The organism is Methylocystis sp. NC52PC, assembly GCF_055698645.1.
The window spans coordinates 3,262,043-3,278,952 of sequence record NZ_CP170127.1; the positions used below are offsets into that span (position 1 = coordinate 3,262,043).

Annotated in this window: 16 protein-coding genes; 15 read left to right on the plus strand and 1 reads right to left on the minus strand. The window is 67.1% G+C overall.

Going from position 1 to position 16,910, the window contains the following annotated elements:
• The first annotated feature begins 68 nt into the window (after positions 1-68).
• From ACETII_RS17900 to ACETII_RS17915, 4 genes are all read left to right on the plus strand, one after another.
• Positions 69-2,144 carry a hypothetical protein gene (locus ACETII_RS17900; RefSeq protein WP_472786411.1) on the plus strand — a complete coding sequence of 692 codons (2,076 nt, stop codon included), beginning with the start codon at positions 69-71 and terminating at the stop codon, positions 2,142-2,144.
• A 75-nt stretch (positions 2,145-2,219) separates the two neighbouring features.
• Positions 2,220-2,402 (plus strand): hypothetical protein, encoded by a 183-nt coding sequence (locus tag ACETII_RS17905; protein WP_363348223.1) that lies wholly within the window; start codon positions 2,220-2,222, stop codon positions 2,400-2,402.
• 309 nt (positions 2,403-2,711) lie between these two features.
• Positions 2,712-3,839, plus strand: a complete 1,128-nt coding sequence (locus ACETII_RS17910; protein WP_472786412.1) for an anhydro-N-acetylmuramic acid kinase — start codon at positions 2,712-2,714, stop codon at positions 3,837-3,839.
• Positions 3,840-3,897: 58 nt separating this feature from the next.
• Positions 3,898-4,521, plus strand: a complete 624-nt coding sequence (locus ACETII_RS17915) for a redoxin family protein (protein WP_472786413.1) — start codon at positions 3,898-3,900, stop codon at positions 4,519-4,521.
• Positions 4,522-4,531: 10 nt separating this feature from the next.
• Here the strand turns inward: ACETII_RS17915 and ACETII_RS17920 are convergent, their stop codons facing one another.
• The gene (locus tag ACETII_RS17920; RefSeq protein WP_363348230.1) at positions 4,532-5,206 is read right to left on the minus strand and encodes an alpha/beta hydrolase; all 675 of its coding nucleotides are present in this window, start codon (positions 5,204-5,206) and stop codon (positions 4,532-4,534) included.
• 147 nt (positions 5,207-5,353) lie between these two features.
• Between ACETII_RS17920 and ACETII_RS17925 the strand changes: the two genes are divergently transcribed.
• The 11 genes from ACETII_RS17925 (at position 5,354) to ACETII_RS17975 (ending at position 16,658) form a co-directional block, all read left to right on the plus strand.
• Positions 5,354-6,466, plus strand: coding sequence for a hypothetical protein (locus ACETII_RS17925; protein WP_472786414.1), 1,113 nt, complete (start codon positions 5,354-5,356; stop codon positions 6,464-6,466).
• 9 nt (positions 6,467-6,475) lie between these two features.
• Complete coding sequence (locus ACETII_RS17930) at positions 6,476-7,636, plus strand: cysteine desulfurase family protein (RefSeq protein ID WP_472786415.1); 1,161 nt, start codon at positions 6,476-6,478, stop codon at positions 7,634-7,636.
• A gap of 62 nt (positions 7,637-7,698) precedes the next feature.
• The gene (gene sufB / locus ACETII_RS17935; RefSeq protein ID WP_363348236.1) at positions 7,699-9,168 is read left to right on the plus strand and encodes a Fe-S cluster assembly protein SufB; all 1,470 of its coding nucleotides are present in this window, start codon (positions 7,699-7,701) and stop codon (positions 9,166-9,168) included.
• A complete protein-coding gene (locus ACETII_RS17940; RefSeq protein WP_363348238.1) occupies positions 9,168-9,524 on the plus strand; it encodes a nucleotidyltransferase domain-containing protein in 357 nt (118 codons plus the stop codon). The genes sufB and ACETII_RS17940 overlap by 1 nt, the downstream gene beginning before the upstream one ends.
• Positions 9,525-9,981: 457 nt before the next feature.
• Positions 9,982-10,734, plus strand: coding sequence for a Fe-S cluster assembly ATPase SufC (gene sufC, locus ACETII_RS17945; RefSeq protein ID WP_472788186.1), 753 nt, complete (start codon positions 9,982-9,984; stop codon positions 10,732-10,734).
• A gap of 4 nt (positions 10,735-10,738) precedes the next feature.
• Complete coding sequence (sufD, locus tag ACETII_RS17950; RefSeq protein WP_472786416.1) at positions 10,739-12,028, plus strand: Fe-S cluster assembly protein SufD; 1,290 nt, start codon at positions 10,739-10,741, stop codon at positions 12,026-12,028.
• A complete protein-coding gene (locus ACETII_RS17955; RefSeq protein ID WP_472786417.1) occupies positions 12,025-13,266 on the plus strand; it encodes a cysteine desulfurase in 1,242 nt (413 codons plus the stop codon). The genes sufD and ACETII_RS17955 overlap by 4 nt, the downstream gene beginning before the upstream one ends.
• An 82-nt stretch (positions 13,267-13,348) precedes the next feature.
• A complete protein-coding gene (locus tag ACETII_RS17960; protein WP_363351381.1) occupies positions 13,349-13,660 on the plus strand; it encodes an SUF system Fe-S cluster assembly protein in 312 nt (103 codons plus the stop codon).
• Positions 13,661-13,672: 12 nt separating this feature from the next.
• A complete protein-coding gene (locus ACETII_RS17965) occupies positions 13,673-14,098 on the plus strand; it encodes a VOC family protein (protein WP_472786418.1) in 426 nt (141 codons plus the stop codon).
• A gap of 19 nt (positions 14,099-14,117) precedes the next feature.
• The gene (locus ACETII_RS17970; RefSeq protein WP_472786419.1) at positions 14,118-14,489 is read left to right on the plus strand and encodes a HesB/IscA family protein; all 372 of its coding nucleotides are present in this window, start codon (positions 14,118-14,120) and stop codon (positions 14,487-14,489) included.
• 141 nt (positions 14,490-14,630) lie between these two features.
• Positions 14,631-16,658, plus strand: a complete 2,028-nt coding sequence (locus tag ACETII_RS17975; RefSeq protein WP_472786420.1) for a DUF2167 domain-containing protein — start codon at positions 14,631-14,633, stop codon at positions 16,656-16,658.
• The last annotated feature ends 252 nt before the right edge of the window (positions 16,659-16,910 follow it).

Below are 16,910 nucleotides of genomic sequence, written 5' to 3' on the forward strand. Positions count from 1 at the left end.
AGGGCGTGGCCTCTCGGCGTTGACGCCGCCGACGGGCGCGGTGACGGGCGGGCGACAGGGAAGCGCCGATGACCGACCTCAACCTCACCTTCGCGCCATTGCTCCCCTGGCCGCTGCTTGCCGCGCTGGCGTTGCTCGCGACAATGGCGCTCATTCTCGGGGCGACCCTCGGGCAGCGCGCGACCCTCTTTCGCGCCTTTGCGCTGGCGCTGGCGCTCGCCGCGATGACCGACCCCTCGCTCGTGCGCGAGAAGCGCGACCCGCAAAAGTCCGTCGTGGCCGTCGTGCTGGATCGAAGCGAGAGTCAGAACTTCGGCGCCCGCGCCGCGCAGACCGAGGAGGCGCGCAAGGGGCTCGAGGCGGCGCTCGCCAAATTCGGCGACGTCGAAACGCGCTTCGTTTCGGTGACGAACGACGCCAGCGGCAATGACGGCACCAAACTCTTCGGCGCGCTCGAGCAGGCGTTGAAAGACGTGCCGCCGGAGCGCGTCGGCGCCGCGCTGCTCGTCACCGACGGCGTCGTTCACGATATTCCGGCGAAGGCCGAGGCCCTCGGCTTCCGGGCGCCGGTGCATGCGCTGATCACTGGCCGCGAGGGCGAGCGCGACCGCCGTATCGAACTTGTCGAGGCCCCGCGTTTCGGCATCGTCGGCAAGGAGCAGACGGTCCGCGCCCGCGTCGTCGACACCGGCGGCGACGGCGCGCGCGCGCCGATCACCGTGCGCCGCGACGGCGAACAGCTCCCGACCTATAGCCCCGTGCCGGGCGACGTCGTCAACATCCCGGTCAAGATCACCCACGGCGGCGCCAATATCGTCGAACTGGAAGTCCCGCCGGCGCCGGGCGAGATCACCCTCGCCGACAACAAGGCCGTCCTGTCGATCGAAGGCGTGCGCGACCGGCTGAAGGTTCTGCTGGTCTCCGGCGAGCCCCATCCCGGCGAGCGCAGCTGGCGCAATCTATTGCGCGCCGACGCCAACGTCGAACTGGTCCATTTCACGATTTTGCGCCCGCCGGAAAAGCTCGACGTGACGCCGGCGTCCGAACTGTCGCTCATCGCCTTCCCGACCGCGGATCTCTTCGGCCGCAAGATCAATGAATTCGACCTCATCATCTTCGACCGCTATTCGAACCAGACGCTGCTGCCGTCGATCTACTTCGACAATATCGCGCGCTTCGTCGAAAACGGCGGAGCCTTCCTGGCCGCGGTAGGGCCGGATTACGCCACGGCTCAGGGGCTCTATTACTCGCCGCTCGAAAACATCCTGCCCGCGCGCCCCGATGGGGCGCTTTACGAACAGCCGTTCAAGGCGCGCGTGAGCAAGGACGGCGAGAAGCATCCCGTCACGCGCGGGCTGCCGGGCGCGAAAGCCGATCCGCCGCAATGGGGCGAATGGTTCCGGCAGGTCGACGCCGACGTGCTCAAGGGCAATTCGATCCTCTCCGGCGCGCGCGATAAACCGCTGCTCGTGCTCTCGCATGAAGGCAAGGGAAGGGTGGCGCTGCTGCTCTCCGACCAGATCTGGCTGTGGGCGCGCGGCTTCGACGGCGGCGGCCCCAACGCCGACCTCACGCGCCGCCTCGCCCATTGGCTGATGAAGCAGCCGGACCTCGAAGAAGAGGCGCTCCGCGCGCAGGCGCGGGGCCGCGACGTGACGATCGAGCGCCAGAGCTTAAAGGACGAAGCGGCGCCGGTGAGGGCGACCGCGCCCTCGGGCGCAACGCAGCAGCTGACGCTGCGCCAGAGCGAGCCGGGCCTGTGGCGCGCGCAGCTCGACGCCAAGGAAATGGGCCTGTGGCGCTTCGAGAGCGACGGGCTGACGGCGCTCGTCAACGTCGGGCCCGCGAACCCGCGCGAATTCCGCGAGGTGGCTTCGACCACGGAGAAACTCCAGCCGCTCGCCGAGGCGACGGGCGGCACGGTGCGGCGGCTGAGCAAGAGCAGCGACGCCGTGACCCTGCCGCGCATCGTGGAGATGACCGACGCCAGCCGCTATGGCGGCGCGGACTGGATCGGCATCCGCCAGACCGGGGCCTCGACGCTCGTCGGCGTCGAGACCGCGCCGCTGGGGCTCGGCCTCTGGGCGATGCTCGCCCTGCTGAGCGTCGTGGTCACAGCCTGGGCGTGGGAAGGCAAGCGGTAAAGCCCGCCGGCGGGCTTCTCCTCACGCTCGCGCCCTATATGGACAGGGGGCGCGAGGGGAAGATGGAGCATCGCCATGCAAGGAGTGGAAGTCGCCGATTTCGCCCGCCAATTGTTTCAGGCGCATGGGCCCAAAGCCGCCGCTGAGGCGGCGCAGAAGGCGCGCGCTCTCGAAGAGCAGGGAAAAGCCGACGAGGCGACCACCTGGCGGCGCATCGAGGCGGCCATCAAGGAGATGCTCGGGCCGCATCAGAGCTGAGCGCCGAGATTGCGCAGCGTTTCAGGAAAAGCGGCCATCTGTGTCTGCGCAATGCCTTCCCTTTACGGGGAGGTCGGCGGCCTAAGGCCGCGCCGCCGGGTGGGGTTCCGCCGCCAGACTGTGGCTGGGGCTTACCCCACCCGACCCCGCCTGACGGCGGGGCCACCCTCCCCGTAAAGGGGAGGGATGAGCGCTGCATCGGCGCTATTCAAACGCCCGGCAATACGCCTCTCCCCGGAACCCCGCACAAGGGGAGGTAAGGGGCGGCCCATCCTGCTATTGTGCTCCCGTTTCCCGGGAGATTCGCCCTTGCCCACCTATCGCGCCATCGGCCTCATGTCCGGCACCTCGATGGACGGCGTCGACGTCGCGCTCATCGAGACGGACGGCGACGCGGCGGTGTCCTTTGGGCCGACGGGGCATTGCCCCTATAATGACGCGGATCGCGCGCTGCTGCGCAACGCCCTCGCGGAAGCCGCGACCCTGGAGGACCGCGACGCGCGGCCGGGCGTTCTCGCCTTCGCCGAGCGCATGGTGACGGACCGGCACGCGGAGGCGGTCGAGACTTTCCTGCGCGACAATGCGCTCGAGCCGGGCTCGATCGACATCGTGGGATTCCACGGCCAGACCGTACTGCACAAGCCCAAGCAGAAGCTCACGATCCAGATCGGCGACGGACAGGCGCTCGCCGATCGGCTGGGCGTCGACGTGGCCTATGACTTCCGCGCCGCCGACATCGCCGCGGGCGGCGAGGGGGCGCCGATCGTGCCGGTGTTTCACCGGGCTCTGGTCTTGGGCGGCGGCATGAAAGGCGAGGTCGCGCTGCTCAATATCGGCGGCGTCGCCAATGTGACCTACATCGCGGACGGCGAGCCGCCGATCGCCTGCGACACCGGCCCCGGCAATGCGCTGATCGACGACCTCATGCTCCAACGCACCGGCGCGCCGATCGACCGCGATGGCCATATGGCGGCGCGCGGGCGGGTCAATGAGGCGGCGCTGCTGCGCATGCTCGCCCATCCCTTCTTCGATCAGCCCCCGCCAAAGTCGCTGGACCGCAACGCATTTTCGCTCGACCCGATCGCCAAGCTTCCGACCGAGGACGCCGCCGCGACGCTCACCGCCTTCACGGCGGCATCGGTGCTGCGGCTCTTCCCGCATCTGCCGACGCAGCCGCAATTGCTGATCGTCTGCGGCGGCGGCGCGCGCAATCCGATCCTCGTGCGCGAACTGGTGATGCGCCTGCCGTGCAAGGTCACGACCGCCGACGCCGTCGGCTGGTCGGCGGACTCGATGGAGGCGCAGGCTTTCGCCTATCTCGCCGCGCGCATGCTGCAAGGGCTGCCGATCACCTTCCCGACGACGACCGGCGCGCCGGAGCCCATGCCCGGCGGGCGGCTGGCGCGGCCCGCCAATGAGTCCGCCACGAGCATGTGATAGGAATTTCTTAGGTCTTACCGGCTAAGCCTCAGGCAAAATGCTGTGAGCATTGCCGATGACCGCCTCCGCAGACGCGCCCAAGAAGGTCGAATGGTTCGCCACAAGGCGCAGCCTTGTTCTGGGAGCGATGGGCGTCATGGGCTTGGGCGCCGGCGGCGCCGTCGTCGAACATGTCTGGAAGAAGAAGGACATGACGGCGCGGCTCTTCAACCCGTTCTCGCTCGCGCGTTTCGAACTGCCGCCGGTCGAGGGCTTGCTGGACGCCAGCGGCAAACCGCTGCCGGGCCTCTCAAGCGCCAATCTTGCCGGCAAGCGCTGCCTTTTGAACTTCTGGGCGTCCTGGTGCCCGACCTGCCGGGACGAGCACAAGCATCTCATGGCGCTGGCGAAGCGCAATCTCGCCCCCATCTACGGGGTGGACGTCAAGGACCCGCCGGCGCGCGCGCGTTATTTTCTCGCGAAATACGGCAATCCCTTCGCCGCGGTCGGGGCGGATACGGAGACCTATCTTCAGCGTGCGTTGGGCGCGCGCGGCGTGCCCGCGACCTTTGTGATCGGGCCGGGACCCATCATAGAATGGTCAACCTACGAAGGGCTGACCGAGGCGGTGGTCGACACGGAAATTGCGCCGCGACTGGGGCGCGGCCCCTCTCTCCCCGCCGGCGGGGAGAGAGGATAAAAACCGAGGCTCAATCGCCGCGCGCGGGGATCTGGATCCGCGGCGGATTGCCCAGCCGCCTGTCGAGATAGGCGTCGACATGGGCGATGAGCGGCTCGACCTTGTTCTCGAAGAAGTGGTTCGCGCCCTCGACGACCGCGTGCTCGATGACGATGCCCTTCTGCGTCTTGAGCTTCTCGATCAGCCCGGTCACTTCCTTCAGCGGCGCGACGCGGTCCTGATCGCCGTGGATGAAAAGGCCCGACGAGGGGCAGGGGGCGAGGAAGGAAAAGTCGAACCGATTAGCCGGCGGCGCGACCGAGACGAAGCCCTCGATCTCCGGCCGGCGCATGAGAAGCTGCATGCCGATCCACGAGCCGAAGGAGACGCCGGCGATCCAGCAGGCGCGCGCTTCGGGGTTCACCGCCTGCGCCCAATCGAGCGCGGCGGCGGCGTCCGATAATTCGCCGGAACCATGGTCGAAGGCGCCCTGCGATCGACCAACGCCGCGGAAGTTGAACCGCAGCACCGAAAAGCCGCGCTCCGCGAAGGCATAGTAGAGATGATAGACAATCTGATTGTTCATCGTCCCGCCGAACTGCGGATGCGGGTGCAGGATGATCGCAATCGGCGCGCCCCGCGTGGCGGACTGATGGAAGCGGCCTTCGAGCCTGCCGGCCGGACCGGTGAAGATGACTTCGGGCATGGGAAATCCCTGTGGAAACGGGCAGGCCGGCTTCTTAACACGCTTGACCGAGTGAAATGCAAGGGAATTCGACGCGAAGCAGCGTTTGCGTCGGGCGCGGATTCGCCGCATCTCCCGCTGCGCCGCCGGCGCGCCTACATCTCGCTTATGACCCTTGCTCCGGCGCGCGCGCGCACGTCTGTCTTCCTGGCTCTCGCCGCAATTCTCCTGTGGTTCGCGGCGAAGAACGTCGCGCCCGCCTATGACGGGCTCCGCATTGCCGCCGGGAAAGAGGATCCCGTCGCGCTCTCCGACGCGCGGCTCGATCAGACGCTGACGCCGTCGCGATTCTCGGCCGGGCTCGATGCGGCGCTTTCCGCTGGCGACGCCGACCTCGCCGAGAGCTTCGTGACGCTCGGCCGCATGCGCGGCCTGTCGGCGACGGCGGAGCAGCAGGCGCGGCTCGAGGCGCTGCGCGCCAAGGCGGGCGAGACCGCCGCAGAGGATTTCGCGCAAGGCTTTCTGCACGGGTCGCGCGACACGGGCGCAGCCTTCGCCGGGGCGCTCGCCGGCGACCTCACCGGCTACGGCGATCTGCGCGATCTCTTGAGCGAGGCCGAGAAGGTCCGGCGCGGCGAACAGGCGGACGAACTCGTCGTCGGCCTGGCGGCGGCGGGGCTCGCGCTCTCGGCCGCCACATGGTCGAGCGTGGGCGCCTTGCTGCCGGCGCGCTCCGGCGTCACCCTCGTCAAGGGCGCCCAGAAGGCCGGCCGCCTGTCGGCGCCGCTCGCGAAATCGTTGACCGCCGCCGCCGGCAAGGCCGTGGATCGCGAGGCGCTGACGGCCGGATTGGGGGCCGCCGCCCGCTTCGACCTCGCCGCCGCCCGCGCCGCCGCGGCCAGGGTCTTGCGTCCCGGCGCGCTGGCGAGCTTTCGCGCGCTCGGCGAGGACGCCGCCACGATCTATCGCCGCGCCGGCGCGCGGGGCGTGAAGGACGTTGTGGCTGTCGCCGAAAATGGCGCAGAGCTGCGCAAGGCCGCGCGTCTTGCGGCGGCGCGGGGCGGCGCGACGCGGGCGATCCTTGCGACGCTCGGGCGCGGGGCGCTGGTCTTCGCCGGGCTCGCCAGCGCCGCGATCGAGGCGATCTTTGCGCTTATCGGCGCGCTGCTGGGGCTCGCGCTGCTGGCGCAGCGTTTCGGATTCTGGCTGGGGCGGAGGATTTGGACGCCGCGCGGGGAAATGACCCGCCGACCCCTCCCGCTGAGGACCGGGAAAGCGTAAATCTGCTCTATGTCAAGCAATCGGATCTACCTCGACCATAACGCCACCTCGCCGCTGCGCCCCGAGGCGCGGGCGGCGATGCTGGCGGCGATGGAGGGGCCGGGCAACGCCTCCGCCGTTCACGCCGAGGGGCGGGCGGCGAAAGGGGTTCTGGAGCAGGCGCGCGCGACGATCGCCAAGGGCCTCGGGACCGCGGCGCGCAATGTGACCTTCACCAGCGGCGCGACGGAGGCCGCGACTCTCGTTCTCTCGCCGATGTTGCATCGCGGTAAGGAAGGAGGCCCGATCGAGGTCGCGCTGCTCGGGGCGGGGGAGCACCCGGCGGTGTTGCAGGGGGGACGGTTCGCGGCCGGCGCAATCGAGCGCGTCGCGTTCACGCCTGAAGGCGCCCTGTCTCTGCCGGCGCTCGAGGCGGCGCTGGCGCGCCATGCCGGCAGGCGACTCATGCTCGCGCTTCAGGCGGTAAACAATGAAACGGGCGTCATTCAGCCGGTTCGCGAGGCGGCCGCGCGGGTCCATGCCGCGGGCGGGCTCGTCGTCTGCGACGCCACCCAGGCGATTGGCCGAATCGAGACGACATTCACGACAACCCAATCCGATTTCTTGTTCTTTTCCTCACACAAGCTCGGCGGTCCCGCCGGGGCGGGGGCGCTTGCGGCGGCGCAAGATGATCTCCACATAGGAGAAACGCTGCTGCGCGGCGGAGGACAGGAGTTCGGCCGGCGCGCTGGGACTGAGAACGTCCCCGCAATCACCGGATTCGCGGCGGCTTTCGAGGCTGCGCTGACGTCGCGGGAGGCGGAAACCGCGAGGCTCGGGCCGCTGCGCGACCGTTTGGAAGAGCGCGTCGCCGCAATCGCCCCGCAGGCGCGCTTCTTCGGACGCGGGTCGCCGCGAGCGGCTTGCGTCTCGGCCTTCGCGATACCGGGCATGCCGGCACATACGTTGTTGATGGCGCTCGATCTTTCCGGCGTCGCCGTGTCGAGCGGCTCGGCCTGCTCGTCGGGCAAGGTGCGCGAGTCGCATGTGCTCGCCGCGATGGGGGCGCAAGAAAAAGAGGCGTTGCGCGTCAGTCTGGGTTGGTCTACGCGCGACGAGGATGTAAAACAGTTTGGAATGGTTCTTGCGGAAGTCGTGGACCGTATCAGGTCGCGGCGTTCCGTCGCCTGAAAAGAGGCGGAACCTGATCGGCCGGCGGGCCTTGAACCCGTCGTGACGAGGAGAAAGAGAAAATGGCGGCTCGTCAGGAGACCGTTGCGCGCGTCGAGGAAATCGACGTCGACGCTTATAAGTATGGGTTTACGACCGATATCGAGTCGGAGAAGGCGCCCAAGGGCCTGAGCGAAGAAATTGTTCGCTTCATCTCCGCCAAGAAGAACGAACCCGAGTGGCTGACCGAATGGCGCCTCGAGGCTTACCGCCGCTGGCTGACCATGCGCGAGCCCAACTGGGCGCGGGTCAATTATCCGCCGATCGACTACCAGGACCTCTACTATTACGCGGCGCCGAAATCGACGCCGGGTCCGAAGTCGCTCGACGAGGTCGATCCCGAACTGTTGCGCACCTATGAGAAGCTCGGCATTCCGTTGCGCGAGCAGGAGATTCTCGCCGGCGTCGAGACGCGCAAAGTGGCGGTCGACGCGGTGTTCGACTCAGTTTCGGTGGCGACGACGTTCAAGGAGGAGCTGGCTAAGGCGGGCGTGATCTTCTGCCCGATCTCCGAGGCCGTGCAGACGCATCCCGAGCTGGTGCGCAAATATCTCGGCTCGGTCGTCCCGGTGACCGATAATTTCTACGCGACGCTGAACAGCGCCGTCTTCTCCGACGGCTCCTTCGTCTATGTGCCGAAGGGCGTGCGCTGTCCGATGGAGCTCTCCACCTACTTCCGCATCAACGAGCAGAAGACGGGGCAGTTCGAGCGCACGCTGATCATCGCCGACGAAGGCTCCTATGTGAGCTATCTCGAAGGCTGCACGGCGCCCAAGCGCGACGAGAACCAGTTGCACGCCGCCGTCGTGGAGCTGGTCGCGCTCGACGACGCGGAAATCAAATATTCGACCGTGCAGAACTGGTATCCGGGCGACAGCGAGGGCAGGGGCGGCATCTATAATTTCGTCACCAAGCGCGGCGACTGCCGCGGGCGCAATTCGCACATCTCCTGGACGCAGGTGGAGACGGGCTCGGCGATCACCTGGAAATATCCGTCCTGCATTCTGCGCGGCGACGGCTCGCAGGGCGAGTTCTATTCCATCGCCGTGTCGAACGGCCATCAGCAGGTCGACAGCGGCACAAAGATGATCCACCTCGGCCGTAATACGAAGAGCCGCATCGTCTCCAAAGGCATTTCGGCCGGCAAGTCGCAGAACACCTATCGCGGGCAGGTCTCGGCGCATCGCAAGGCGGAAGGCGCGCGCAACTTCACCCAATGCGACAGTCTGCTGATCGGCCACGACTGTGGCGCGCATACCGTCCCCTACATCGAGTCGAAGAATCCGAGCGCGCAGTTCGAGCACGAGGCGACGACCTCGAAGATTTCCGAGGATCAGCTCTTCTACGCGATGCAGCGCGGGCTGTCGGCGGAAGAGGCGACGGCGCTGATCGTCAACGGCTTCGTGCGCGACGTGCTGCAGCAATTGCCGATGGAATTTGCAGTCGAAGCGCAGAAGCTGATTTCGATCTCGCTTGAGGGGAGCGTGGGGTGATGCGCGTGCGGCCGAACCACGGCGTTTTTTCAAACGAAGACGCAGCTCTCGCGGCGATTGTCGCTCGCCTGCGAGATGCGCTCGATCCGAAGGAAATCTGGCTTTTCGGCAGTCGGGCGCGTGGAGATGCGCGGCCCGATAGCGATTTCGACCTTCTCGTCGTGGCGAAACGCGGCGGCGCTTTCGGCTCGGACGATTACGAATTGGTCGATGCGACTCTGGCCGGTTCGGGCGTCGGTTGCGACGTGGTTCCGTGTTCCGCAGAAGACTTTGACGATGGCGCGGAACTTCCCACTTCGTTTGTTTCGCACATCATCGGCCAGGGAAGGAAGCTCTATGACGCCAGTGCGCCATGAGTGCAGAAGCGCAACGGCGGCGACGCATCGCTTCATTTCTCTCCCTCGCCGAGGAGGAGTTTGGAGCGGCAGGCATGCTGCTCGCAAGGTTGCCTCGGCAGGCGGCTTACTTTCAGTAACAATGCGTGGAGAAATTGCTGCGTGCTGTTCTGGAGGCGGAAGGCGTGCCCGTTGGCCCCACGCACAATATTCGTCAGCTTGCCGATATGCTGCCTCCAGATCACGTCCTGAAAGCGCGGTTTCTGGAGTTCGAGACGCTGAGTTCCGCGGCAACGCGGTTTCGTTAGCCGACCGCCTCGGGCGCGATTGCATCCCCACCGAGCGGCGACGCGTGCAGGCGCCAGGAACACATTGAACGGTTAAAGAGCGATGTAAGCCGGTTGCTCGAAAAGTGGTGAAGAATGGTCAGCGAAGAATGGTCAGCAACGCTGGCCCCCAGGAAAAATAGGCCGTGAAGATGCTCGAAATCAAAAACCTCCACGTTTCGGTCGGCGACCGAGAGATTCTCAAGGGCCTGACGCTCACCGTAAAGGACGGCGAGGTCGCCGCCATCATGGGACCGAACGGCACCGGCAAGTCGACGCTCTCCTATGTGATTGCAGGCCGCGAAGGCTATGAAATCACCAACGGCGAAGTGCTGCTCAATGGCGAGAACATCCTCGAGCTCGAACCGCATGAGCGCGCGGCGCGAGGGCTGTTTCTCGCCTTCCAGTATCCGGTCGAAATTCCCGGCGTCGCCACCATGACTTTCCTCAAGGCGGCGATGAACGCCCAGCGCCACTCGCGCGGCGAGGCGGAATTGCAGACGCCGGATTTCATGAAGCGCGTGCGTGACGCCGCGGCGAAGCTCGGCGTGTCGCAGGAGATGCTGCGCCGGCCGCTCAATTCCGGCTTCTCCGGCGGAGAGAAGAAGCGCATGGAAGTGCTGCAGATGGCGCTGCTCGAGCCTTCCGTCGGCATTCTCGACGAGACCGACTCCGGCCTCGACATCGACGCGCTGCGCGTCGTCTCGGAGGGCGTCAATGCGCTGCGGTCGCCGCAGCGCTCCTTCCTCGTCATCACCCATTACCAGCGGCTGCTCGATTACATTAAACCCGACACGGTGCATGTCATGGCCAAGGGCGTCATCCAGCGCTCGGGCGGGCCGGAGCTGGCGCTGGAGCTCGAAGAGCGCGGCTATCACGAATATCTGGCCGAAGAGGCGGCGTAGGCGCATGATCAAACTCGCGACAGAGACCGACGCCGCCTTCGCTTCGCTTTTCGAGGAGATGAAGGCCAAAGGGGCGAGCGCCTTTCGCGAAGCGGCCTGGGAGAGCTTCTCCCGCATGGGGCTGCCGAACCGCCGCGTGGAGTCCTGGCATTACACCGATCTCAAAGCGGCGCTTGCAAAGCCCGCCCCCATTGCGCCCGGCGTCGGCGGCGCGCCGCCAATCGCGCGCACTCAGGACACGATCCGCCTCGTCACGCTCGACGGCGCCTTCCGTCCCGACCTCTCCGACCTCGCCGCGCTTCCGCAAGGCGTCAAGGCGCAGCCGCTGCGAGAGGCCTTGGCCCAGGGCGCGCCAGGCCTGATGGCGCTGATCGCCAGCGCCGACGTGCAGGCCGACGACGCCATGGTCGCGCTCAACGCGGCGCTGATGCAGGACGGCGTCGTCCTGCGCATCCCAGCCGGCGTAACGGTGGCGAAGCCGATCGAATTGACGAATCTGGTCTCGGGCGAGACGGCGCAATCGAGCTTCTCGCGCTCGCTCATCGTCGTCGGCAAGGACGCCAAAGCGACCATCGTCGAGAGCGCCGGCGCGCTTGGCCCCGGGCCCGCGCAGGACAATCAGGCGCTGATCCTGCGCCTTGCGTTGGGGGCCACGGTCGATCTGGTCACGCATGCGACCGGAAAGAGCGACGCGCTCGTGCGGGTGATGAGTCTGATCGCCCATCTCGACGCGGGCGCGACGCTCGCCTCTTATGCGCTTCTCGAAGGCGCGGGCCTGTTGCGACGGCAGATTTTCGCGCGGCTCGACGGCGAGCAGGCGAAGGTCTCCCTCAACGGCGCGACGCTGGCGCGCGGGCGCCAGCATGTCGACACGACGCTCGTCGTCGATCACGCGCTGCCCCATGGCGCGAGCCGCGAGCGGTTTCGCTACATCCTCGACGAACAGGGAACGGGCGTCTTCCAGGGTAAGGTCGTCGTGCGGCCGCATGCGCAAAAAACCGATGGCGCCATGCAGTCGAAGGCGCTGCTCCTGACCGACGGCGCCACGATGAACAACAAGCCGGAGCTCGAAATCTTCGCCGACGACGTGCAGTGCGGCCATGGCGCGACCTGCGGCCGGCTCGACCGCGACCAGCTGTTCTATCTCATGGCGCGCGGCGTGCCCCGTCGCGAGGCGGAGTCGCTGTTGATCGAGGGCTTCGCCAATGAAGCCTTCTCCGGGCTCGAAAATCTCGCGCTGCTCGAATTCCTCTCGGCGCGCGTGTCGGCCTGGCTTGCCGGGAGATCGGCATGAACGAGAACGCGCCCTTCAAGGTCTATGACGTCGAGGCGATCCGCGCGGATTTCCCGATCCTCGCCGAGCGTCCCTACGGGAAGCCGCTGGCCTATCTCGACAACGCCGCCTCGGCGCAGAAGCCGCGCGCGGTGATCGAGCGGCTGACGCATTTCTACGAACACGAATACGCCAACGTGCATCGCGGCCTGCATTATCTCGCCAACGCCGCGACCGAGGGCTATGAGGGCGCGCGCGAGACGGTGCGGCGCTTCCTCAACGCCGAGTCCACGGACGAAATCATCTTCACCAGAGGCGCGACGGAGGCGCTGAATCTCGTCGCGGCTTCCTACGCGCTGCCGCATATCGGCGAAGGCGACGAGATCATTCTCTCGCTGATGGAGCATCATTCCAACATCGTCCCCTGGCATTTCCTGCGCGAGCGCAAGGGCGCCGTGATCAAATGGATCGAGCCGGACGACGACGGCGTGATCGATCTCGACGCCTTCGAGAAGATGTTCACCGAGCGCACCAAGATCGTTTCGGTGACGCATATGTCCAATGTGTTGGCGACGCCGACGCCGATCGCCCAGATCGCCCGCATCGCCCATGCGCACGGCGTCCCTATCTGCGTGGACGGTTCGCAAGGGGCCGTGCATCTCGACGTCGACGTGCAGGCGCTCGACGTGGATTTTTATATCCTCACCGGCCACAAGCTCTACGGGCCGACGGGGATCGGCGCCCTTTACGGCAAGAGGAAATGGCTCGAGAATTTGCCTCCCTACGCTGGCGGCGGCGAGATGATCGAGACGGTCACCCGCGAGACGGTGACTTATAACGCGCCGCCGCACCGCTTCGAAGCGGGCACGCCGCCGATCGCGCAGGCGGTCGGCCTCGGCGCGGCGCTCGATTATGTCGAGAAGATCGGCAAGAGCGCCATCCGCGCTCATGAGGCGCAGCTCACCGCTTATGCACAGAGCCGCCTCGGCGAGATCGACGGACTGCGCATTTTTGGCGCCGCGCCCGACAAGGGGCCGATCGTGGCCTTCGAGATGGCTTCCGCCCATGCCCATGATATTGCGACGATTATCGATCGATCCGGCGTCGCCGTGCGGGCCGGAACGCATTGCGCCATGCCGCTCTTGACGCATTACGGCGTCACGTCGACATGCCGCGCCTCCTTCGCGCTCTACAACACGCGCGAGGAGATCGACCGGTTGGCAGAGGCTTTGCTAAAAGCTCAAAAACTTTTCGCGTGAGGAGGTTCTCTTGCTGATGAGCGAAGCTCTCAACACCAGCGGGACGCAAAGCGCGGCGGAGACCAGCGACGCCGCCGAGGCCATGGAGAACGAGCGCCTGACCAACGACGTCATCAAGGCGCTCAAGACCGTGTACGATCCCGAAATCCCCGCCGACATTTATGAGCTCGGCCTGGTTTACCGCGTCGACATTTCGGAGGACGGCGTTGTCGAGATCGACATGACGCTGACGGCGCCGGGGTGTCCCGTCGCCGGCGAAATGCCCATATGGGTGAAGAACGCGGTGAGCGCCGTGCCGGGCGTCAGCGACGTCAAGGTCAACATGGTGTTCAATCCGCCATGGGACCAAAGCCGGATGTCGGACGAGGCGCGAGTGGCGCTCGACATGTGGTGAGAGGAGGGCGCCATGCAGCGCGTCCCGCAGAGAAGGCCCAAAGTTCTGGAGACGGCGCTTTACGTCGACGATCTCGCCCGCGCCGGGCGCTTCTACGGCGAGGCGCTCGGGCTCGAGCCCATGACGCAGGACAGCCGCATGTGGGCGCTCGACTGCGGGCCGGCGAGCGTGCTGCTGCTCTTCCGTCGCGGCGGAACGCTGGAGGCGGTGGAGCTTCCCGGCGGGCGCATCCCGCCACATGACGGGAGCGGGCCGCTGCATCTCGCCTTTTCGGTGGAGGCGGCGGATTTGCCCGGGTGGGAAGCGCGACTGGCCGAATGCGGCGTCGAGATAGAAGCGCGGATGAAATGGCCGCGCGGCGGCGAGAGCCTGTATTTCCGCGACCCAGACGGCCATCTGGTCGAACTGGCGACCCCAGGGCTCTGGGCGAATTATTGAGAGAAGGAAGAAAACTGCAATGGCCCTGCCAAAACTGGATGTCATGACAGTCAGTCCCGCCGCCGCCGAGCGCGTGCGCGGTCTTCTGGCCAACGCCGACCCGGGCGCCGGGCTGCGCATTTCAGTCGAAAAGGGCGGCTGCGCGGGGATGTCCTACAAGATGGACCTCGCCGAGCCGCAAAAGGGAGACGAAGTCATCGAATTCGAGGGAGGCCGCGTAATCGTCGACGGCGCTGCGGTGCTGTATTTGCTGGGCACGCGCATGGACGTGAAGACCACGCAGTTTTCCTCTACCTTCGTCTTCGAAAATCCAAATCAGACGTCTGCCTGCGGCTGCGGTGAAAGCGTCGAGCTGAAAGCGGCTGACCCAGCCGCTCTGGGCGCCGCCTAGCGCCTCTCGCCGCAGTCGTCGACGGCGACAACAGGGCGTTAACCCTGCCGCCGCGTTGTCGGCCGGGCGGTCGAGTAAATAGCATTTTTTTCAGTAACCAACGGCAAAGCTCCCGCCATGCGTTTATGCGTGGAGCCGCCAATGTCTTTCAGCAAACCGCCTGCCGTCGCGTCGAGCCTTGCTCTCCTCGCCGCTCTCGCCGCATTTGCGGCGGCGGGGCAGGCGCGGGAGGCCAACGACCTCGTTTTTGTCATGCCGCCTTTGAAGCCGCTGACCGGCGCCGCCGCGCCCGTGAAAAAGCCGGCCCTCGCGAACAAGGGCGCGTCGCCCGCCGTCGAGGCGGGGCCGACGGTTCCGCCCGCGGCGGTTGCGGCTCAGCCGACGTCCGCCGCTGCAAATCCGGCGGAGCCACAGCCGCCGCAGCCGCAGACTGTCGCGGCGGCAGGGTCGGACCCATCTGCGCCGTCGCCCGTCGCACTCGCCGCAAAGGGTCCCGAGGCGTCGACCAGCGGCCCCGCATCCGGCGACCTGCCAACTGTGGCGCTCAATGCTCGAATCGCCGTCCAGGAGCCGAATGCGCCGGCGCGCACGCTCAGTTTGTCGGCGGGGCTGCAAAGCGGCGACGCGCCGTCTCTCGTTCCGCTGCTCGACCCCGTCGCCGATGCGGCGCCTCCCGCCGCCGAACCTGCGCGCGAGACGGCCGCTGCGGCCGAACCGGCCGCCGAGTCGCCCGCCGATGCGCGTATCGCTGCGATTCTCGCCGAGGGCCTCGTCGGCCCGGTTGAGGCGCGGATCGCCGACCGCGCGACGCTGTGGCTGCCGGCGGGCCGGATTTTCATCCCGCTGGACGCCGCCCGCAAACTCGCGGCGGAGGTCGGCCTCGACTGGCGAGGCGGCATGCAGGGGATTGTCGCCCCGGCCAGCGGCGCGCTCGATTGGTTGGCCCCGGTCGAACTTCTCGACGATGGCCATATCGAGATTGGGGACCCCGGGTCGCTCGACCCGGAGAGGGCGCTCGCGGCCTTCAGAGACAGCCTGCCGGCGGTAAACGCCAAACGCGCCGCCACAGGGCAGCCCGCCGTGACGCTCGAGGGCTGGCTCGAGCCGCCGGCCCTCGACGCGAAGCGCCGCCTTTCCGCCTGCGTGGCGGTCGCGGCCGAGGGGCCGAACGCGCCCAACCGGTTCTTCCATTGCGAGGCCTGGGCGTTGGGGCGCTCAGGGGCCATCAAGATCGGACTGGTCGAGGGGGCGGAGAAGGCGGAGCGTCTCAAGAACGAAATCAGGGCGTTGGCCGGCACGATCGTCTTCAATCACGACGACAGCTACGACGATTTCGACGCTGCGGGCGACAAGGTCGCGCCCTATCGCGCCGCCGATCTGCTCATTCACGACGTCAGCGCCAGGACGCCCGAGCCGGCGGAGCCGGCGGCTGCGGCGAACGAGACGTCGGTCTTCGACCAGTTCATTACGATCTATTTGCCGCTCATCGGCGTCGGGGCGCTGCTTCTCTATATGCGCGCGAAACGCTCGCGTCAGGGTCAACCCTCCGACCCCGCGACCGAACGCCCACAAGAGGTCAAGAGCGCGCCTCCCTCGGCCGCGCCTGCGTCGCTTGTCGCCCGCCTGCTGCCGACGCTGCATGCGCGGCTTGCGCGTAGAATTGCGCGCCCGTCCGCGGCCACGCCAGCGCAGCAGGAAGACGCATCGACTGTCGCCGCCCTGGCGGCGGAAGCTTCCGGCCCGCAAACGCGGAGCCAGGGCGCGGCCGACGGCGCAAAGGAGCCGGTTTCCGTGCTTCGGAAATTCGCCCTCCGCATGCGCCGGCCGCAAGAACCGCCGCCGCCCGCCGTTGACCCGGCGCGGGCCTTGCGGCGGCGACGAATGGGCGGGGCCGCGCCGGCGCTCGCCGAAGACTTCGATCTGAACGCTGTGATCCTCGACAGCAACGAGGGAGACGCGGCCGACGCGACGCTGCAGGGCGCCGGCGAAGCGGAGATGACGACGCCGTTCTCGTCGCAGGCGGCCCGCGAGGCGGACGACTTCTCGACCACGTCTCGCGCGCCCGCGTCGCCGACTGTCGACCAGGAAGATTTCAGCCTGATCGAGCCGGGCGACGCCGCCGCCTCTGCGGCCATCGCCGCCGCCCGCGCCCGGCGGGCCATGGCGTAAATCAAGACCATGGCGCTTCCGACGTGACGCCGTTGCGGAGGGGGGCCTCGCTCGAGAGGCTTTCCCTCGCCTTATCAGAGCGTTGCGCTTCAATCTGAGGCGGCGGCGAAGGAGGCGGGGCCGGCGGGAGGAACGGCCCCGGACCGCGCCCGCAACAATCCGTCCATTTCCCCACGAGCGGCGTCCCGAGAGAAAGCGCGGGCACAGATCGGCGCCCAAAGCTCCGCTTTGACCGCCATTTTCCTAACTTAT

Bases quoted from the DNA above. Each gene is read 5' to 3' on its own strand.
- ACETII_RS17940 (WP_363348238.1), top strand. From the start codon at position 9,168: ATGCGCGTGCGGCCGAACCACGGCGTTTTTTCAAACGAAGACGCAGCT.
- ACETII_RS17930 (WP_472786415.1), top strand. From the start codon at position 6,476: ATGTCAAGCAATCGGATCTACCTCGACCATAACGCCACCTCGCCGCTG.
- ACETII_RS17975 (WP_472786420.1), top strand. From the start codon at position 14,631: ATGTCTTTCAGCAAACCGCCTGCCGTCGCGTCGAGCCTTGCTCTCCTC.
- sufB (WP_363348236.1), top strand. From the start codon at position 7,699: ATGGCGGCTCGTCAGGAGACCGTTGCGCGCGTCGAGGAAATCGACGTC.
- ACETII_RS17970 (WP_472786419.1), top strand. From the start codon at position 14,118: ATGGCCCTGCCAAAACTGGATGTCATGACAGTCAGTCCCGCCGCCGCC.
- ACETII_RS17960 (WP_363351381.1), top strand. From the start codon at position 13,349: ATGGAGAACGAGCGCCTGACCAACGACGTCATCAAGGCGCTCAAGACC.
- ACETII_RS17965 (WP_472786418.1), top strand. From the start codon at position 13,673: ATGCAGCGCGTCCCGCAGAGAAGGCCCAAAGTTCTGGAGACGGCGCTT.
- sufD (WP_472786416.1), top strand. From the start codon at position 10,739: ATGATCAAACTCGCGACAGAGACCGACGCCGCCTTCGCTTCGCTTTTC.
- ACETII_RS17905 (WP_363348223.1), top strand. From the start codon at position 2,220: ATGCAAGGAGTGGAAGTCGCCGATTTCGCCCGCCAATTGTTTCAGGCG.
- ACETII_RS17925 (WP_472786414.1), top strand. From the start codon at position 5,354: ATGACCCTTGCTCCGGCGCGCGCGCGCACGTCTGTCTTCCTGGCTCTC.
- ACETII_RS17915 (WP_472786413.1), top strand. From the start codon at position 3,898: ATGACCGCCTCCGCAGACGCGCCCAAGAAGGTCGAATGGTTCGCCACA.
- sufC (WP_472788186.1), top strand. From the start codon at position 9,982: ATGCTCGAAATCAAAAACCTCCACGTTTCGGTCGGCGACCGAGAGATT.
- ACETII_RS17900 (WP_472786411.1), top strand. From the start codon at position 69: ATGACCGACCTCAACCTCACCTTCGCGCCATTGCTCCCCTGGCCGCTG.
- ACETII_RS17920 (WP_363348230.1), bottom strand. From the start codon at position 5,206: ATGCCCGAAGTCATCTTCACCGGTCCGGCCGGCAGGCTCGAAGGCCGC.
- ACETII_RS17955 (WP_472786417.1), top strand. From the start codon at position 12,025: ATGAACGAGAACGCGCCCTTCAAGGTCTATGACGTCGAGGCGATCCGC.